The 19048-nt window shown below is 44.9% G+C and carries 18 protein-coding genes and 1 riboswitch; of the genes, 3 read left to right on the top strand and 15 right to left on the bottom strand.

The genetic code is table 11. The features are described from left to right. Positions 1-29: 29 nt before the first annotated feature. Together MSG36_RS21935 and yfbV are read right to left on the bottom strand one after the other, a co-directional pair. Complete coding sequence (locus MSG36_RS21935) at positions 30-995, bottom strand: ABC transporter substrate-binding protein (protein ID WP_248369689.1); 966 nt, start codon at positions 993-995, stop codon at positions 30-32. 302 nt (positions 996-1297) lie between these two features. Then, positions 1298-1750 (bottom strand): terminus macrodomain insulation protein YfbV, encoded by a 453-nt coding sequence (gene yfbV, locus MSG36_RS21930; protein WP_017062168.1) that lies wholly within the window; start codon positions 1748-1750, stop codon positions 1298-1300. Positions 1751-2091: 341 nt separating this feature from the next. On the opposite strand from yfbV, the gene MSG36_RS21925 reads away from it, so the two are divergent. Then, entirely contained in the window at positions 2092-3288 is a 1197-nt protein-coding gene (locus tag MSG36_RS21925) for an acetate kinase (protein ID WP_017107306.1), read from the top strand. A gap of 147 nt (positions 3289-3435) precedes the next feature. Then, complete coding sequence (pta, locus tag MSG36_RS21920; protein ID WP_017069189.1) at positions 3436-5601, top strand: phosphate acetyltransferase; 2166 nt, start codon at positions 3436-3438, stop codon at positions 5599-5601. Positions 5602-5683: 82 nt separating this feature from the next. Here the strand turns inward: pta and MSG36_RS21915 are convergent, their stop codons facing one another. The 11 genes from MSG36_RS21915 to moaA all read right to left on the bottom strand — a co-directional run bounded on the left by MSG36_RS21915 (position 5684) and on the right by moaA (position 15817). After that, positions 5684-6622: a glutathione S-transferase family protein gene (locus MSG36_RS21915; RefSeq protein ID WP_122081794.1), complete on the bottom strand. Its 939-nt coding sequence runs from the start codon at positions 6620-6622 to the stop codon at positions 5684-5686. Positions 6623-6804: 182 nt separating this feature from the next. After that, positions 6805-7791 carry a murein tripeptide/oligopeptide ABC transporter ATP binding protein OppF gene (gene oppF, locus MSG36_RS21910; RefSeq protein WP_009848634.1) on the bottom strand — a complete coding sequence of 329 codons (987 nt, stop codon included), beginning with the start codon at positions 7789-7791 and terminating at the stop codon, positions 6805-6807. After that, on the bottom strand, positions 7788-8759 hold the full coding sequence (locus MSG36_RS21905) for an ABC transporter ATP-binding protein (protein ID WP_012603544.1): 972 nt from the start codon (positions 8757-8759) through the stop codon (positions 7788-7790). Before MSG36_RS21905 ends, oppF begins: the two co-directional genes overlap by 4 nt. 42 nt (positions 8760-8801) lie before the next feature. Then, complete coding sequence (oppC, locus tag MSG36_RS21900) at positions 8802-9704, bottom strand: oligopeptide ABC transporter permease OppC (RefSeq protein WP_065676819.1); 903 nt, start codon at positions 9702-9704, stop codon at positions 8802-8804. Between the two features lie 15 nt (positions 9705-9719). Further along, on the bottom strand, positions 9720-10640 hold the full coding sequence (gene oppB / locus MSG36_RS21895; RefSeq protein WP_017062174.1) for an oligopeptide ABC transporter permease OppB: 921 nt from the start codon (positions 10638-10640) through the stop codon (positions 9720-9722). Positions 10641-10754: 114 nt separating this feature from the next. Further along, a complete protein-coding gene (locus tag MSG36_RS21890) occupies positions 10755-12386 on the bottom strand; it encodes an ABC transporter substrate-binding protein (RefSeq protein ID WP_048610543.1) in 1632 nt (543 codons plus the stop codon). A gap of 650 nt (positions 12387-13036) precedes the next feature. Then, a complete protein-coding gene (gene moaE / locus MSG36_RS21885; protein WP_017062176.1) occupies positions 13037-13492 on the bottom strand; it encodes a molybdopterin synthase catalytic subunit MoaE in 456 nt (151 codons plus the stop codon). A 2-nt stretch (positions 13493-13494) separates the two neighbouring features. Beyond that, complete coding sequence (gene moaD, locus MSG36_RS21880; protein ID WP_019823606.1) at positions 13495-13740, bottom strand: molybdopterin synthase sulfur carrier subunit; 246 nt, start codon at positions 13738-13740, stop codon at positions 13495-13497. Continuing rightward, positions 13737-14216 (bottom strand): cyclic pyranopterin monophosphate synthase MoaC, encoded by a 480-nt coding sequence (gene moaC / locus MSG36_RS21875; protein ID WP_004734026.1) that lies wholly within the window; start codon positions 14214-14216, stop codon positions 13737-13739. The genes moaD and moaC overlap by 4 nt, the downstream gene beginning before the upstream one ends. A gap of 12 nt (positions 14217-14228) precedes the next feature. Next, positions 14229-14741 carry a molybdenum cofactor biosynthesis protein B gene (gene moaB / locus MSG36_RS21870; RefSeq protein WP_004734027.1) on the bottom strand — a complete coding sequence of 171 codons (513 nt, stop codon included), beginning with the start codon at positions 14739-14741 and terminating at the stop codon, positions 14229-14231. 86 nt (positions 14742-14827) lie between these two features. Then, positions 14828-15817: a GTP 3',8-cyclase MoaA gene (moaA, locus tag MSG36_RS21865; RefSeq protein WP_009848642.1), complete on the bottom strand. Its 990-nt coding sequence runs from the start codon at positions 15815-15817 to the stop codon at positions 14828-14830. Continuing rightward, positions 15806-15958: riboswitch (molybdenum cofactor riboswitch) on the bottom strand. (Overlaps the previous gene by 12 nt.) Positions 15959-16152: 194 nt before the next feature. Here moaA and MSG36_RS21860 point away from each other — a divergent pair. After that, positions 16153-17040 carry a YvcK family protein gene (locus MSG36_RS21860; RefSeq protein ID WP_048611585.1) on the top strand — a complete coding sequence of 296 codons (888 nt, stop codon included), beginning with the start codon at positions 16153-16155 and terminating at the stop codon, positions 17038-17040. Between the two features lie 75 nt (positions 17041-17115). Here the strand turns inward: MSG36_RS21860 and luxU are convergent, their stop codons facing one another. Continuing rightward, the gene (gene luxU / locus MSG36_RS21855) at positions 17116-17460 is read right to left on the bottom strand and encodes a quorum-sensing phosphorelay protein LuxU (RefSeq protein ID WP_017066591.1); all 345 of its coding nucleotides are present in this window, start codon (positions 17458-17460) and stop codon (positions 17116-17118) included. Between the two features lie 24 nt (positions 17461-17484). Further along, positions 17485-18873: a quorum-sensing sigma-54 dependent transcriptional regulator LuxO gene (gene luxO / locus MSG36_RS21850; protein WP_004734031.1), complete on the bottom strand. Its 1389-nt coding sequence runs from the start codon at positions 18871-18873 to the stop codon at positions 17485-17487. Positions 18874-19048 lie beyond the last annotated feature (175 nt).

The following is a 19048-nucleotide window of genomic DNA, read 5'->3' as shown; positions in this document are numbered from 1 at the left end:
AAAGGGATATCAAATTTGGAATTGCGCCATCAGCGGCTAATGACCGCACGATCAATCACAGATTGAGGCACTTTTACGCCAAGCTCACGTGCAGCATCTAGGTTGACCACCAGCTGAGAACTCTGCGCAGTTTTGACACTCAACTTCCCCGGCTTCTGTCCTTCCAGAATGGCTGCGACATAATCCGCAGTCTGAACCCCAACATCATAATAATCTAGACCTAAACCAGCAATCGCTCCCTTCCCGACATAAGACGTTGCTCCTGCAACCACAGGTGTGCCAGCTTGGTTTGCAGCGTCTATCAGCCCCTCCATGCCGCTTGCAACCGTGTTATCGGTCAAGGCATAGATAACATCAGACTTCTTAGCAATGGATTCTGCTTTTGCTTCGACATCGTCAACAGTCAGCGCTTTTTCGGTGTGAAGTGTATAACCGAAATCTCGGGTCGCCTTTCTCAATAACCCAACTAACGCAACGGCGTTCGCTTCCGCGGGGTTATAAACCACACCGATTGAACTTGCCTTAGGAAGAAGCTCTTTTATCAAAGAGACATGTTGAATGATTGGAGAGAGATCAGAAAGCCCCGTGACATTTCGGCCCGGCTTTTCTAGCTGTTTAACCAGCCTTGCACCAATGGGATCGGTTACCGCTGTAAACACAATCGGTATCGAACGGGTTGCCGAAACCAAAGCTTGTGAAGTCGGTGTCGCGATACCAACAAGTACATGTGGATTTTCACTGACGAGCTCTCTGGCAATCTTGGCTGCCTGAGCCGGGTTACCATTCGCCATTTCATAGGAGAATTCTAAGTTCTTACCGGGTTCATAACCCTTGGCTCTCAATCCTTCAAGAAGCCCTAAACGTGTCGCATTCAAATCTGGATGGTCGACAACTTGTGAAACCGACACTTTGGCAACGTTTGCCATTGCATTGCCAGTCCATAGCAACATCAAGCAACTTAAAACCGCTGCCAATACCTTTCTTACAGAACTCATTATCGCTCCCTGAATCAAGCTCTACCCGTCATTACTCGCTCAAAGAGAACAACATCAAAATCATTATTGATATTATTACCAGTAACTATTGATAACTTGAAGTGATATTTAACAAAAATACAACAAGGCTCGAGTTATGTGAGAAAGGTTATATTGACTTCGGAGGAAGGTAAGAAACCAAGTGAATAAGGACAGGTAAGCTAAACGGAAAGTAAGCGAGGTAGCAAAGAGAGGAGCAAATCTGAGAACAAGCTATAGAAGATGAATAGTTGTTCTCAGACAAGAGGGAGAGCTGGGGTTCTTTAGAACCAACGCTCCATTGAGGACTTATCTAACTGACGAAACGCACGATTTAAAATGATTGCCAATTCTTTATAGCGAGGTCGCGGCTTCATAGGCTCTAACGCAAAACCCGTTTCAGTGATCTTTTCATGCAGTTCGCGGTACCACGACACTAGCGCTGGCGGAAGTTGTGTATTTGAGCGATTGCCCAACCACCACATACCTTGAAGCGGCAAGCTGATCGCAAACAAAGCCATAACCACGGCCTGTGGCATCGCTTGGTAATTATTAAAGACCATTTGTGTAAGAACACTGATAGCGGCAATCGCAGGCATCACTTTCACGCCAAAACGGGTCGCTTTAATAATGCGCTGTTCTGGGAAGATCGCGTTTAACTCTTTTCGGACGGGCCAGAGATCCATGTACTTTTGGCCATCTTTTAAACTACTAGCTAAACCAACTCTATTGCTCATATGAGTCTCCCATTAAAAAAAAGTTGAAATCATCAACTAAAAACACAAAAATTTGACGAAAAATAATATTCTTTCAAATTTTTTTGTTATATTTGCACAATATCGCTATTATTTGCAGACCTCAATCTCATTGTTGCCCTTATTTACAATTTAAGCAACTTTGAGAAGACTTCTGCAAGGAATGCACAAGCCTCTTTTTGATAAAGAGCGCTTTCACTTTATACGGAAATTAACGTTTTTTTGACCAAGGTTAGTACGCAAGCCTATGTGCTTCGACTATTCTTGAGATTAATTTTCATCCTTAACTGATTTCGATCAGAAAAATAAACAGGTAGTCATTAATGTCTAAGCTAGTTTTAGTTTTAAACTGTGGTAGTTCTTCTCTTAAATTCGCTGTTGTTGATGCAGAAACAGGTGCAGAGCACCTAACTGGTCTTGCTGAGTGTCTAGGTCTTCCAGAAGCTCGTATGAAGTGGAAACTTGATGGCAAGCATGAAGCACAACTAGGCGCGGGCGCAGCTCACGTAGAAGCACTATCTTTCATGGTAGAAACTATTCTTGCTTCTAAGCCTGAGCTTAAAGCTAACCTTGGCGCTATCGGTCACCGTATCGTACACGGTGGCGAGCAGTTCACTTCTTCTGCACTTATCACTGATGAAGTTCTTAAGGGTATTCAAGACGCTGCGACTTTCGCACCTCTTCACAACCCTGCTCACCTTATCGGTATCGAAGCGGCTCAACAGAACTTCCCTGGTCTACAAAACGTTGCTGTATTTGACACTGCGTTCCACCAAACAATGCCTTCTGAGTCTTACCTATACGCTCTACCGTACAACCTGTACAAAGAGCACGGCATCCGTCGTTACGGCATGCACGGTACTTCTCACCTATTCATCACTCGTGAAGTTGCAGGCCTACTAAACAAGCCAGTTGAAGAAGTTAACATCATCAACTGTCACCTAGGTAACGGCGCTTCTGTTTGTGCTATCAAGAACGGTCAATCTGTAGATACTTCTATGGGTCTTACTCCTCTTGAAGGTCTTGTAATGGGTACTCGTTGTGGTGACCTAGATCCTGCGATCATCTTCCACCTGCACGACGCTCTTGGTTACTCTGTTGAAGAAATCAACAACATGCTAACTAAAGAGTCTGGTCTTGCTGGTCTAACTGAAGTTACTTCTGACTGTCGTTTCGTTGAAGACAACTACGGTGAGAAAGAAGAAGCAACTCGTGCAATGGACGTGTTCTGTCACCGTCTAGCTAAGTACGTTGCTGGTTACACTGCAACTCTAGAAGGTCGTCTAGACGCAATCACTTTCACTGGCGGCATCGGCGAGAACTCTGGCCCAATCCGTGAAATGGTTCTTAACCGCCTAGGCATCTTCGGCATCGAAGTTGACGGTGAAGCTAACCTGAAAGCTCGTTTCGGCGGCGAAGGTACTATCACTACAGCTAACAGCCGTATCCCTGCAATGGTTATCTCTACTAACGAAGAGCTAGTAATTGCTGAAGACACTGCGAAACTAGCAGGTCTTTAATTGATTTTCCTGACTAGCTTCACTCGAAGCTAGTCAGTTTTTCATATCAAGAAAATGGGGCTCAACTTCTATTCCTACCCCAATTTAAATATCGGTGGGAATAGCAGTTGAGCTTTTTTTATTTCCAATAGTCAAAGGTGTTCGTCAATGTCACGTACTATTATGCTTATCCCTACAAGCGCTGGTGTCGGTCTTACTAGTGTTAGCATGGGTGTTCTTCGCGCTATGGAGCGTAAGGGCGTAAGTGTTTCTTTCTACAAGCCAATCGCTCAGCCTCGCAGCGGTGGTAACCAACCAGATCTAACGTCTACTATCATCAGCGCAAACAGCGACATTAAGATTGGTGAGCCAATCGCAATGACTAAAGCTGAAGCTTTGATCGGTAGCGAAAAAATGGACGAGCTTCTTGAGTCTGTTGTTGAGCAATACAACAAGATCAACAAAGACGCAGAAGTAACGCTAATCGAAGGTCTAGTACCTACTCGTAAGCACCCATTTGCTAACCAAGTGAACGCGGAAATCGCTAAAACACTAGGTGCAGAGATCGTATTCGTTGCGACTCCTGGTACTGACAACCCTACGCAGCTTAAAGAGCGTATCGAAGTAGCATGTTCTAACTTCGGCGGTACTAAGAACAAAAACATCAAAGGCGTAATCATCAACAAGCTTAACGCTCCTGTTGATGAAGCTGGCCGTACTCGCCCTGACCTATCTGAAATCTTTGATGATGCAGACAGCGCTCAGCAAGCGAACCTTGAAGTAATGCAAATCTTCAACTCTAGCCCTATCCGTGTTCTTGGCTGTGTGCCATGGAGCATCGATCTAATCGCAACTCGTGCGGTTGATATGGCTAAGCACCTTAACGCTGAAATCGTTAACGAAGGTGAAATCTCAACTCGTCGTATTAAGAGCATCACTTTCTGTGCACGTTCTCTACCGCACATGATTGAGCACTTCAAACCAGGTTCACTGCTAGTAACTTCTGCAGACCGTCCTGACGTTATCGTTGCTGCGGCACTTGCTGCGAAAAACGGTGTTGAGATTGGCGCAATCCTACTGACTGGCGGTTACGACATTCCAGAAAGCATTGCTAACCTTTGCGCACCTGCATTCGCTTCAGGTCTACCGATCTTCAAGGCTCAAGGTAACACTTGGCAGACGTCTCTAAACCTACAGAGCTTCAACCTAGAAGTTCCTGCAGACGATAAAGAGCGTATCGAGTTCGTTAACGATCACGTTGCAAGCCACATTGATGGCCCTTGGATTGATTCTCTGTCTGAAGGTACTCAAGGCATCCGTCGTCTAAGCCCACCAGCATTCCGTTACCAGCTAACTGAATTTGCTCGTAAAGCGGCTAAGCGCATCGTTCTTCCTGAAGGTGATGAGCCACGTACAGTTAAAGCTGCAGCTATCTGTGCTGAGCGCGGTATCGCAACGTGTGTACTTCTAGGTAACCCTGAAGAAATCCGTCGCGTTGCTGCACAGCAAGGTGTTGAGCTTGGCGCTGGCGTTGAGATCATCGATTCTGCATCAGTTCGCGAAAACTACGTAGCTCGTCTAGTAGAACTTCGTGGCGCTAAAGGTATGACTGAAGTTGTTGCTCGTGAGAAGCTAGAAGATTCAGTATTCCTAGGTACTATGATGCTTGAAGCTGGCGAAGTTGACGGCCTAGTTTCTGGTGCTGTTCACACAACGGCGAACACAATCGTTCCTCCGTTCCAGATCATCAAGACTGCTCCTGATGCTTCTATCGTATCTTCAATCTTCTTCATGCTTCTGCCTGATCAAGTTCTTGTATACGGTGACTGTGCGATCAACCCAGATCCAACAGCTGAACAGCTTGCTGAAATCGCTATCCAATCTGCAGATTCTGCTGCGGCATTCGGTATCGACCCACGCGTTGCTATGATCTCTTACTCTACTGGTGAATCTGGTAAGGGTGCAGACGTAGATAAAGTACGTGAAGCAACGAAGCTTGCTCAAGAGAAACGTCCTGATCTAGTGATCGACGGTCCTCTACAGTACGATGCAGCAATCATGGAAAACGTAGCCGCTTCTAAAGCGCCTAACTCTCCAGTTGCAGGTAAAGCGACAGTATTCGTATTCCCAGATCTAAACACTGGTAACACGACTTACAAAGCTGTACAGCGTTCAGCAGACCTAGTATCTATCGGTCCAATGCTTCAAGGTATGCGCAAGCCAGTAAATGACTTGTCTCGTGGCGCTCTAGTAGACGACATCGTTTACACAGTAGCTCTAACGGCTATCCAAGCAGACCAAGCTGCACAAGCTGAAGAAAAAGTAATTAACTAATTTTTCTTTTGTAGAAAGCAAAAACCCTAGATGTTTATCTAGGGTTTTTTTATGTCTGGAGTAAAGGAACTAGCTGGTAAGCCTAGCCTCTGCCATGTGGAGATTCTAAATCTAGCGCCGGTCCTTTGGGGACAACCTGAGTTGGATTGATGCCCGTATGACTGTAGTAGTAGTGACGCTTGATATGATAGAAATCGGTCGTCTCTTTAATACCCTTTATTTGGTACAACTCTTTTAAGTAACCTTGAATATGTGGGTAGTCAGCAATTCGCTGCTTGTTACACTTGAAGTGCCCAACATACACCGCATCAAATCGAACCAGAGTGGTAAACAAGCGCCAATCCGCTTCTGTAATCTCGCTACCCGCCAAATAGCGATGTTCGCTAAGGTGAGCGTCTACTTTGTCTAAGGCTTCAAACAAGGCGTCATAAGCTTCTTCGTAGGCTTCTTGTGTTGTCGCAAAGCCAGTACGATAAACGCCGTTGTTGATAGTTGGGTAGATATAATCATTCCACTCATCAATCTTCTTGGACAACTCCCACGGGTAGTAATCATCGGTGTTACCCGTTAGCTCATTAAATTCTGAGTTAAACATACGAATGATTTCAGACGACTCGTTACTCACAATGGTGTTGGTTTTCTTATCCCACAACACAGGCACCGTTACTCTGCCCGAGTAATCCGGTTTGGCTTGAGTGTAGATTTGATGCATGCGCGTGTGACCGAATAGAGGTTCAGGTAACCCCATTTGCCAACCTTCACTCATCATGTCAGGGCAAACAACCGTCACATCAATATGATCGGTTAGGTCTTTCAGCTCACGGAAGATCAGAGTGCGGTGCGCCCAAGGACAAGCTAACGATACGTATAAGTGATAACGGCCGCTTTCCGGCTGAAACTGCGCGCCCGGTTTGTTCTCTACCCAGTGACGAAAGCCCGCATCTTCACGAACGAACTTACCACCGCTTTCTTTGGTGTCGTACCACACGTCGTGCCAAACACCTTCAACTAACTTACCCATATCCAAACCTCTGTCATCCAAGCTTTTCCCTAGTATAAAAAAAGCCAACTTTTTCAAAACTAGAAGAAGTTGGCCTAGTTGTTCGAATTATTTGAAGGAGGCTTGTTCTGACACAAAAAAAGCGCAACTCATAAACAAGTTGCGCTTAAGCCTGTCACAGGCTGAACCGGTTTAAATAGGCTCTAGACTTGTACGTGCAAGCAAGATACTGCGTGTACGTCATCGCCTTGAATGGTTGGCTTAGTTTGCGCACACGCCTCTGTTGCTTGTGGGCAACGCGTACGGAACACACAACCTGATGGTGGATTGATTGGCGATGGTAAATCACCCTCCAACATCTGAATCGTTTTGTTGCGCTCTAGACGAGGGTCTGGAATCGGAACTGCAGACATCAACGCTTTGGTGTACGGGTGTTTAGGGTCAGAGAATAAGGCATCTGATTCACCAAGCTCTACCGCGTTACCTAGGTACATCACCAAGACACGGTCAGAGATGTGTTTAACCACTGACAAGTCGTGCGCGATGAATACCAAAGACAAACCAAGTTCTTTCTGTAGCTCTTTCAGAAGGTTAACTACTTGAGCTTGGATAGATACATCCAATGCAGAAACAGGTTCATCACAGATGATCATCTTAGGTTTCAAGATAAGCGCACGTGCAATACCAATACGCTGACACTGACCACCAGAGAATTCATGTGGGTAACGGTTGATTACGTTTGGTAGTAGACCAACCTTTGCCATCATCTCTTTAACTCTGTCCTTTACTTCTTGTTTAGAAAGTTCAGGGAAGAAAGTCTCTAGAGGCTCAGCAATGATATCGCCTACTGACATACGTGGGTTAAGCGACGCTAGCGGGTCTTGGAAGATCATCTGAATCTCTTTACGAGTCTCACGACGCTTCACTTCCTGCATCTTAGTTAGGTCTTGACCTAACCACATCACTTGCCCTTCAGTCGCTTCAACCAAGCCGATAATCGCACGAGCAAAAGTTGATTTACCACAACCAGACTCACCTACTACGCCTAGTGTTTCACCTTCGTAAAGGTGAACATCAACCCCATCAACCGCTTTAAGGTTTGATGGTTTTGCCCAAGGCCAAGCAGACTTAGCCGCAATGCTAAAGTGAACTTTCAGGTCTTTAATATCTAATAGTAATTCTTTACTCATTTTGTCCAAGTCTCCCAATCTGAAAAACAAGCACGCTGACGGTCTTTAGCGAATGGCTGCAAAATCGGTGCTTCTTGCTTACAACGGTCCATTACGCGGTGACAACGGTCTTGGTAAGGACAACCTGTTGGTAGGCGAAGTAAGTTAGGTGGGTTACCTGGAATCGTCGGTAGAATTTCACCTTCGGTATCCAAACGAGGAATCGCTTTAAGCAGGCCTTCCGCATATGGATGGCTTGGCTCGTAGAAGATTTCATCAACCGTGCCGTATTCCATTGTACGACCCGCGTACATCACAAGTACTTTGTCACATGAGCCAGCAACAACACCCAAGTCATGGGTGATCATGATGATTGCCGTATTGAACTCATCTTTAAGTTCGTTCAGCAATTCCATGATTTGCGCTTGAATGGTTACATCCAGTGCCGTTGTTGGTTCATCAGCGATAAGCAATTTAGGACGACACAGCAGTGCCATTGCGATCATCACACGCTGACGCATACCGCCCGAAAACTCGTGCGGGTACATAGTGATACGCTTGCGTGCTTCAGGGATTTTCACCGCTTCAAGCATGCGTACTGATTCTTCAAACGCTTCTGCTTTACCCATGCCTTTATGCAGCATAAGTACTTCCATCAACTGATCACTTACTTTCATGTAAGGGTTCAGTGAGGTCATTGGATCTTGGAAGATCATCGCGATCTGTTCAGCACGAACTTTGTTCAGTGCTTTCTCAGGTAGATTGAGAATCTCATTACCTTCAAACTTTGCACTGCCTGAGATGATGCCGTTCTTAGCCAGCAGTCCCATCAGTGCAAATACCGTTTGAGATTTACCCGAACCCGACTCACCAACAATACCCAGCGTTTCGCCTTGATTGAGTGAGAAGTTCAGGTCGTTTACTGCGGTTACGATACCATCTTGCGTGGTAAATTCGACGCGCAGATCTTTGACATCTAATAAGCTCATTATTGCTTCCTTAATCTTTTATAGCTTTTAATTGCTATTTCTTTATCTGTCTTTTGGATCAAGCGCGTCGCGCAGACCATCACCTACGTAGTTAAAGCAGAACAGCGTAACTACCATGAATGCCGCAGGGAATGTTAATTGCCAGATTGCAACTTCCATTGTTTGCGAACCTTCTTGAAGCAATGCGCCCCAGCTTGTCATAGGCTCTTGAACACCAAGACCAAGGAAAGATAAGAATGACTCTGTAAGGATCATGCTTGGAATAAGCAGCGTAGAGTAAACCGCTACGATACCCAGTACGTTCGGTACGATGTGGCGTGTAATGATCTTCCATTTGCTTACACCACATACGTGTGCAGCTTCAATGAACTCTTTACTGCGTAGGCTCAACGTTTGACCACGTACAATACGCGCCATATCTAGCCAAGCAATCGCACCAATAGCAACGAAGATCAGGATGATGTTACGACCAAAGAACGTTACCAGTACGATAACTAGGAACATGAATGGTACTGCGTACAAAATCTCTAGGATACGCATCATCACTCGGTCAGTACGACCACCGATGAAGCCAGAAGCGGCACCGTAAAGCGTACCAATCAGTACCGCTACGAATGCACCCATCACACCAACCATCAATGAGATGCGACCACCGACAAGAGTACGAACGTACAAATCACGACCTAAGCTATCTGTACCAAACCAGTGATCCGCATTCGGACCAACGTGCATTGCGTACCAGTCAGTATCATCATAAGTGTACTGAGCCAGCATCGGTAAGAAGATAACTGCCAGTACCATAAGCGTAAGAATGAACAGGCTCACCATTGCTGCTTTGTTTCGCATGAAACGAATGCGCGCGTCCTGCCACAAACTACGACCTTCAATCTCTAAGCTCTCAGAGAACTTTTCGATCGCTTCTAAATTTTCTTTTTTCTTCAACATAACCATGCGTCCCTGTTAGTAGCGAATTTTCGGGTCAATCAGCGCTAGCAAAATATCAACGATTGCGTTGAACAAGATGAATAGGAAACCAATCAAGATGGTTACACCCATTACTAGCGAGTAGTCACGGTTAAACGCGGCGTTAACAAACAGCTTACCGATACCTGGTAGGCCGAAGATGGTTTCAACAACAACTGAACCTGTGATGATACCTACGAACGCAGGTCCCATGTAAGAAACAACAGGCAGCATTGCTGGCTTAAGTGCATGTTTTAGAATGATATAACGGTAGCTTAGACCTTTTGCACGAGCAGTTCGGATAAAGTTACTGTTTAGCGTTTCAATCATGCTACCGCGAGTAATACGAGCAAAGGTTGCTACGTAAAGAAGAGACATCGCGATAACAGGCAGCACGATGTACATAAATGTACCGCCATGCCAACCACCTGCTGGGAATATGTTCCAGTGCAGGGAGAAAAGGTAAATAAGCGCCGGTGCCAACACGAAGGATGGCATCACCACCCCGAGCATGGCGGTCGACATTATGGTGTAGTCGACCCAGGTATTGTGCTTCAAGGCGGCAATCGTCCCGACGGTGACCCCCATCAATAGTGTGAAGATAAAGGCAACGAAACCTACCTTCGCAGATACTGGAAGTGCAACCGCGATCAGCTCATTTACTGTGTAATCTTGGTATTTAAAAGAGGGACCGAAGTCACCTTGTAAGATATTTGTCAAATACGTGGTGTATTGTTCAAATACTGGTTTATCCAAGCCGTATTTAGCTTCGATGTTAGCCATAACTTCTGGCGGTAATGGACGCTCGCTTGAAAACGGGTTACCCGGTGCGAAACGCATGAGAAAGAAAGATATAGTGATCAACACCAACATGGTTGGAATCGCTTCAAATATCCTTTTCATAATGAATTTAAGCATAAACTCACTCTTTCAGTCTGTGACAATTAAAATTAGAAAGACGCTACACGCGCGCCCTGCGCATGTAGTGTCTGTATCGTTATAGTTATATTAACTTTTTAGAATCGAAGCTTATTATTGAGCTTTGATGTATAGGTCTTTCGAGAAGATCTTGTCTTCCGCGTTGTTGATTGGGAAACCACCAACATGCGGGTTAAGTAGACGTGATTTCACGTATTGGTAGATAGGAGCGATTGGCATGTCGTTTGCCATTAGCGCCTCAGCTTCTAGGTAAAGTGCTTTGCGCTCTTCTTCTGAAGTTGAGTTAAGTGCTTTATCGATGATTTTATCGTAAGCCGCGCTGTCGTAGTGAACACCACCGGTAGTGTTGTTACTCTTCATTAGCGTTAGGAACGAAGACGCTTCGTTGTAGTCACCACACCAACCAGCACGTGCTACTTCGAAGTCACCAGAATCTTTAGAAGATAGGTAAGTTTTCCACTCTTGGTTCTCAAGTGTTACAGAAAGACCCAGTGTTTTCTTCCACATAGAACCTAGCGCTACAGCAATCTTCTTGTGGTTCTCTGAAGTGTTGTAAAGTAGGTTGAATTTAAGTGGGTTATCTTTACCGTAACCTGCTTCTTCAAGAAGACGTTCTGCTTCTGCGTTACGCTCTTTTTGAGACATCTTGCCGTAAGCTGGTAGCTCAGGATCGAAGCCAGCTGTGATTTCAGGCGTTAGGAAGTATGCAGGTTTTTGACCTTGCGCTAGGATAGCACCTGTTACGATATCACGGTCGATTGCGTAAGAGATTGCTTGGCGAACACGAACATCATCAAATGGTGCTTTCTTCGTGTTGAAGATGTAGTAGTAAGTACATAGGTTACCCGCTACAGATACATCTTCCGCGTACTCTTTTTGAAGACGCTTGAAGTGCTCAGTTGGAAGTTCGTTTGTGAAATCGATTTCGCCAGATAGGAAGCGGTTCATTTCCGCTACTTGGTTTTCGATTGGTAGGAAGGTTACTTTATTTAGAACCGTCTTATCGTTGTTCCAGTATTGGTCGTTACGCTTTAGAACTAAACGCTCGTTAACAACCCATTTATCAACAGAGAATGCACCGTTACCAACGAAGTGGTCAGGCTTAGTCCATTGGTCACCGAATTCTTCAACAGTCGCCTTGTGTACTGGCTTCATTGTTGTGTGGCCCATCATCATTACGAAGTATGGTACCGCTGTTTCTAATTCAACAACAAGCGTGTTTGCATCTACAGCTTTAACGCCTAGCTCACTCTTGTCTTTCTTACCCGCTACGATGTCCTTCGCATTCGCCATCTTGGTATATTCCATGTACCAAGCGTATGGAGAAGCCGTTGCAGGATCAACTGCACGTTGCCAGCTGTAAACGAAATCTTCAGCTGTTACAGGATCGCCGTTAGACCATTTTGCGTCTTTACGTAGGTGGAAAGTGAATGTTTTGTTGTCTGTCGTTTCCCAGCTTTCAGCAACACCAGGGATAGTATTACCTTCGCCGTCTTGGTTCACTAGACCTTCTAGAAGATCACGAATTACGTGAGATTCTGGTACACCTTGAGATTTGTGTGGGTCGATAGTCGCAACTTCAGTACCGTTACCGCGAACAAGTTCCTGAACTTTTGCTAGTTCTGTACCTGCTGGAACTTCAGCAGCGATAGAAAGAGTAGAAGTGGCAGCCACTGCCAAACCAGCACCTAGAAGAAGGGCCTGAGTGATTTTATTCTTGTACATTTAATAAACTCCAAGTTTTTCGTATTGCATCCATGACTTCTTTGCTAGGTTCACTGAACGGCAGTGATTTAGATTTATTTAGCTCAAAATTTAAGCATAAAAATCTAAAACCTTACAAAGATTGAGGCACACACTATCAACCATTGAAGTAATTTGCCATAAACAAGTCGCAAAAAATCGGATAATTCTCCGAATTACTTAAGGTAATAGTGTAAATCTCTAATAAAAACCTAATGAATAGTGAGTTACACATAGGGATTAATTAAAAAACAGCCTTTAGTGTTGATGTATCTGTATTGATACTTTTTTTTAGCATCTTATGCTAGAACACAGACGGCAAATTAACATTAATGCCACATGAAATCTAATTGCACATCACATATCCCCTAAATAGACTCTACTATTTGTGAGGATTATCACTTTATACAAAACAGCATAAAGCACTGCACCAAAACAGATTTAGAAATGCACCAAGACAGACAAAATCACGCTCCGAATTTATATGCAACATGAATGACTAACCATTTATTAATACAGCAATTATTTATAAATGACTTTGTAGCACGCACAAAAAAACCGACCTTAATAGTCGGCTTTTTACTGTCTCAATCAACAGAGCGAATTTTTGAAGCAGCATCATATTGCGAGAATTATTTCTCCCAACGCTCCGCAGCTTTTGTATCTGAATCGCGAGAATCAACCCAGCGAGTTGTTTCAGTAGTACGTTCTTTTTTCCAAAACGGCGCTTTGGTTTTCAGAAAGTCCATAACAAACTCACACGCTTCGAAGGCAGCGCCACGATGCGCACTGGAAACACCAACGTAAACAATCTGGTCACCGATATCTAGGTCACCCACGCGGTGAATCACTCGCATCTTCTGAATAGGCCAGCGCGCTTCAGCTTGATCACAGATCTCGCTCAGCGATTTCTCTGTCATACCCGGATAATGCTCCAGAGACAAACCAATCACGTTGTCGCCAAGGTTCATGTCGCGAACTTTACCAACGAACGTCACAATCGCTCCGGCAGCTGTACCTTGAGCCAAGTAGTCGTATTCGTCGCCTACAGAGAAATCCTCTGCTGTCACTAATACTCTTGGATCCATGCTTAGCCTCCAGTCACTGGAGGGAAGAAAGCGACTTCATCGCCGTCTTTCACTTCAGTCGTCAAAGGTACGATTGATTGGTTAAGCGCAGCCAGAAGCTTGCCCTCTTCCAATGCGATATCCCATTTGCCTTCTTGTGTTACAAGGTGGCTGCGAATCGCTTCGATAGTACTGAATTGCGCGTCGACTTCTAGGCTATCAACGCCGACAAGTTCACGAGTTTGAGCAAAGAAAAGTACAGTAATCATGATTCCACCTTAAAGTGTCCTGATTTACCACCCGTCTTCTCTAACAGACGTACGTTCTCGATAACAATGTCTTTCTGAACAGCTTTACACATATCGTAAATCGTCAGTGCAGCAACAGAAGCAGCCGTTAGCGCTTCCATTTCTACACCTGTCTTACCCGCAAGCTTACATACCGACTCGATACGTACCTTGTTTTCAGACTCGATAGCTTCAAGCTGCACTTCTACTTTCGTCAATAGTAGAGGATGACACAGTGGAATCAGATCCCAAGTTTTCTTCGCCGCTTGGATACCCGCAATACGTGCCGTTGCGAAAACATCACCTTTATGGTGGCTACCAGAGACAATCAGCTCTAACGTTTCAGCAGACATTTGTACGAAAGCTTCTGCTCTCGCTTCACGCACTGTCTCAGCTTTAGCCGATACATCGACCATGTTTGCTTCGCCAGACGCGTTAATGTGTGTAAATTGGCTCATACTCAAACCACCTTATACAGAAAGATGTGGCATGAAGTTACAAGGACGGTGACTAGCATCCATCTGTTGCTTAATGATCTTAGTCCAACCTGTGCGGCAAGCGCCTGTAGAGCCTGGCATAGCAAAGATTACTGTGTGGTTAGCAAAACCCGCAATCGCACGCGATTGAATTGTCGATGTACCGATCTCTTCGTAAGATACTTGACGGAATAGCTCACCAAAGCCTTCTACTTCTTTGTCGAACAGTGGCTTGAGTGCTTCTGGCGTGCTGTCACGAGAAGTAAAACCCGTACCGCCAGTGATCATGATAGCTTGTACGCTCTCATCAGCGATCCACTTAGATACGATCGCACGGATCTTGTACATGTCATCAATAACGATTTGCTTATCAACAACGTTGTGACCCGCTTCTTTAGCATGCTCAGCTAAGTAACCACCTGACGTGTCATTTTCTTCTGTACGCGTATCTGAAACCGTTAGTACTGCGATGTTTGCTGCTTGGAATTTGCTTTCTGCGTGACCCATTTGTTCACCTATATAAATTTTTCATTAGACTGATTCGCCCAGCTTAAAGAAGCTGAGCGATAAAATGCTTTAGAGTGTGTAGCGGATTAACCGCCGATTGACGCCAAGTTTGGAGTCATGCCGCTGTTGCCATCGTGTAAGAAGTGGCTAACGGACTTGGTTTGAAGCTGAGCCTGAATTCGATCAATGAGCTCTTGCTCTTGTTGATCTTCTTGAATCAAATCTCTCAGTTCAACACCATGGTCGCCAAACAGACATAGGTGAAGTTTACCGGTCGCAGAAACGCGCAGACGGTTACAACTCTCACAAAAGTCTTTCTCGTAAGGCATGATCAAACCAATTTCACCCTTGTAGTCTGGGTGGACAAACACTTGCGCCGGGCCATCGTTAACGGCTTTGACTTTTAGCAGCCAACCATTAGCAATAAGCTGGTTGCGAATCGCAACGCCAGACACATGATGTTTATCGAACAACTCGTCCATTTCGCCGGTTTTCATCAGCTCGATAAAACGCAATTGAATAGGTTTGTCTTTGATCCAATTAAGGAAGGCTGGTAATTCCTGACTGTTGAGGTCTTTCATTAATACAACGTTGACTTTGACTTGTTCAAAGCCAACCTCAAACGCTTTATCAATACCTCGCATAACCTCAGTAAACTTATTCTCACCAGTGATCTGATGGAACATGCGCGAATCTAAACTATCCACGCTCACGTTTATATGGGTTAAACCAGCATCACGCCATTGCCCTACTTGTTTCTCCATGCGGTAGCCATTCGTTGTGGTGGCTACTTTTTCGATGCCTGGAGTAGAAGCAACGGTATGTATGATTTCAGGAAAGTCTTTACGCAGACTCGGCTCTCCGCCTGTAATGCGGATCTTTGAGGTACCACAATCTGCAAACGCTTTAACAACGCGTTTGATCTCGGGAACACTTAAAAAAGACGAGTTTTTTTGCCCTGATGGTTTATAACCATCTGGCAAGCAGTAAGTACATTTAAAGTTACAGACGTCTGTAACCGACAAGCGCAAGTAATAAAACTTGCGATGGAATCTATCTTCGAATTGTTGCGCCACGGAACACCTTTCCAAACACGGGAGGCATAATCATTTCCAATTAAGCCCTTGTGACAACATGTCACTGGCTCTTGATGCGTATCGGTACAGCAAATACCACTGTGCGACTTAGCATGCGAGAGCTCGGAGTTATGGCAACTGAGCGTTATATTCACACGCGCAGTAGCTGAGTAATAAAATACTTAATATTTGTACGTGAATCTAGCTCTGATGGTAAAAAACGGGTCACATCGGCAAAAAAAACGTATCAAACGCTCAAAATAACTCTTGTTGAGTATATAGCGAGAAGCATTTAACCTAAATTATAGTTGGTAATAACCTAACAAGAACAATAAATGAATATTTACTCTTCAAAGAAAGTCGTAGCAATCGGCGGTGGCCATGGCTTAGGTCGCATGTTAGCTGCATTAAAAGACTTTGGTAACAATGCAACTGGCATTGTTGCAACGACAGATAACGGCGGTTCCACCGGACGTATTCGAGATTGCCAAGGTGGCATCGCATGGGGAGATACACGCAACTGTATCAACCAATTAATCACAGAACCTTCAATCAGTTCGATGATGTTCGAATACCGCTTTCGCGGCCAAGGTGAGCTAGATGGTCATAACTTGGGTAACCTAATGCTAACGGCGTTAGACAACCTTTCCGTTCGCCCATTGGAAGCGATTAACCTGATTCGAAATATGCTCAAGGTCGATGTCAATATCGTCCCGATGACAGAGCATCCTTCAGACCTCACAGCTCTATCAATGGACGGCCGCTGGGTAACCGGCGAAACCAACGTTGATGACATGACAGAAAAGCTGCGCATGATGGACTTGTCTCCAGAAGTGCCTGCAACCAAAGAAGCGGTTGCTGCCGTTGAACAAGCAGACTGCATTGTCCTTGGCCCAGGAAGCTTTTTAACCAGTGTGATGCCCCCTCTTCTCCTTCCAGAGATTGGCAAAGCCATAGCTGAGAACACCAAGGCAAAAGTTATCTTCGTTGAAAACCTGTCTCCAGAGCACGGTCCCGCAGGGAAAATGACGCTTCAAGAGCAATTGGAGTGGTGTGAACGTACCTGTAAGGCAAGGAAAATAGACATTGTACTGGGCAATGAACCACACCCTGAATTAGAAGGGCAATGGAATTGTGTGACCACAGATCTTGCATCAGCCAACCGAGATTGGCGACACGACCGTGTGAAGCTTCAACAAGCCATTGAAGCTCAGTTGGCTTAAGCCATAGGTTCAAGCGACAGACAACAAAAAAGGAGCATCATGCTCCTTTTTTAATCTCAGTAATAACTCGCCGTTTTAAAGATCCGTCATCAACTGCTGATATTCAGTGTACGTCGATAACAGGAGGTCTTGCATATCTTGAAAATCAACCTCTGTCACCGGCAACGCTTGCTTCACTTTTGCGTCTAAGCTAATCGCAAAACTACACAAAGAATCCGCACCAAAGCTTGCTGCGCTGCTCTTAAGTGCATGACTGATATCAGCCAAGTACTTAGAGGTATCCGACTCTTTATTTATCTCTAAGTGCTCGTAGTAGCCTTTCAACTCACCTAAAAAGATTTCCAGTAAAACCGGAACATTCTCTTGCCCAATTTCGCCGGCAAGCTCATCAACTTTTTGCTGATTTAATACTTTCGTCATTATTATTTTCTTATTGTTTGTTGATTACTGCTTCGCATTCCACGTTTGCAACTTACGGTATATCGTCGATGGACTGACATCTAAGAAACCTGCCGCACGGGGGATGTTGCCATCACACGCTTTAATGGCTTGTTCGATAGCCGTTTTCTCAGTGATCCACAATGGGAAAATATCTTTTACCGTGATGTCTTCATTCTGCTTCTCTTTCAATCGCAGACTGTTTTCAATCGGTTGGTTCAACGGTGGTGGAAGCATGTTGAGAGTAATCTCTTTGCCGTTATTCAAAACCACAACGTTTCGCAACACGTTTTGTAGCTGACGAACGTTACCCGGCCACTCATATTGATTAAAGCGATCAAGTACTTCCTGAGCAAAACGTACAAACGCCTTCCCCTCCTCGACCGACATGTAACCAAGCAGCGAATACGCAATTTCGATGACATCTTCACCACGCTCGCGCAATGGCGGCAAGTGCAGTGGAATCACGTATAAACGATAGTATAAATCTTCTCTAAAGCGACCTTCTTGTACTTCTTTCCAAGGGTCACGGTTGGTCGCACACACAAAACGAACATCCACACTCTTCATCTTCGAAGAGCCCACTTTTTGGAAGGTACCGGTTTGGATAAAGCGCAACAGCTTAGTTTGCAGCTCTAAGTCCATTTCGCACAACTCATCAAGGAACAGTGTTCCACCATCAGCAAGCTCAGCAGCACCTTGGCGATCGGTCGCAGCACCGGTAAAGGCACCTTTAACGTGGCCAAACAGCTCACTTTCAATCAGATCTTTAGGGATAGCGGCACAGTTAATCGCGATGAAAGGCTTATCGCCACGCTTACTCGCCGCATGAATGGCTTCTGCACATACCTCTTTACCGGTACCACTTTCACCAGTAATGAAAATGCTCGCCTTACTCGATGCAGCAGAATCGATAGTTCGGTAAACCTGCTGCATGGTTTGGCTGCTGCCGATAAAGCCTTGGTAGTTCTGGTTTCCCGGGTGTTCCGAGCTGTTTTTAAGCTTGGTGGCTTTGCGGATCGCGTTGTTCACCGTAATACGGAGTCGGTCGGCTTCACACGGTTTGATAAGGAAATCTTGAGAACCATGACGCATCGCTTCTACAGCAGTATCGATAGAGCCGTGAGCCGTCATGAAGATAACCGGAACTTCAGGGTATTTTTGTTTTACAGCAAATAGCACGTCCATACCCGTCATATCAGGCAGACGTAGATCTAATAAAATAAGGTCTGGGATTCGATGATTCAAACTCTCGATTGCATCGCGGCCAGTGCCAACAATGTTGATATCAATTTCGAGCGGTGTAAGATACGAGCGATATAAAGCTGCTACCGAAGCGGTATCCTCTACCATCAACAAATACTTCGATTTGTTATCTAGCGTTTTTGATTGCATATCCTAGCCATTTATAATTTGCATTTCTTATTATAGTCGCATTCCGCTTTGCATTATGCAAATTAGCCACAATATTTGTAGTGTGTTTTTTTACTTACTTCTGTCCCGTCCTGAAATGTGTTTACACATTGAGGACGAATTATGACTACTTCAAATAATACCTACATTAAGCGCA

The organism is Vibrio sp. 1CM8B (assembly GCF_023161685.1).
GTDB classification, from domain to species: Bacteria; Pseudomonadota; Gammaproteobacteria; order Enterobacterales; family Vibrionaceae; genus Vibrio; species Vibrio coralliirubri.
The sequence above is the reverse complement of the archived record's forward strand: the minus strand, read 5'-3'. Positions and strand labels throughout refer to the sequence as shown.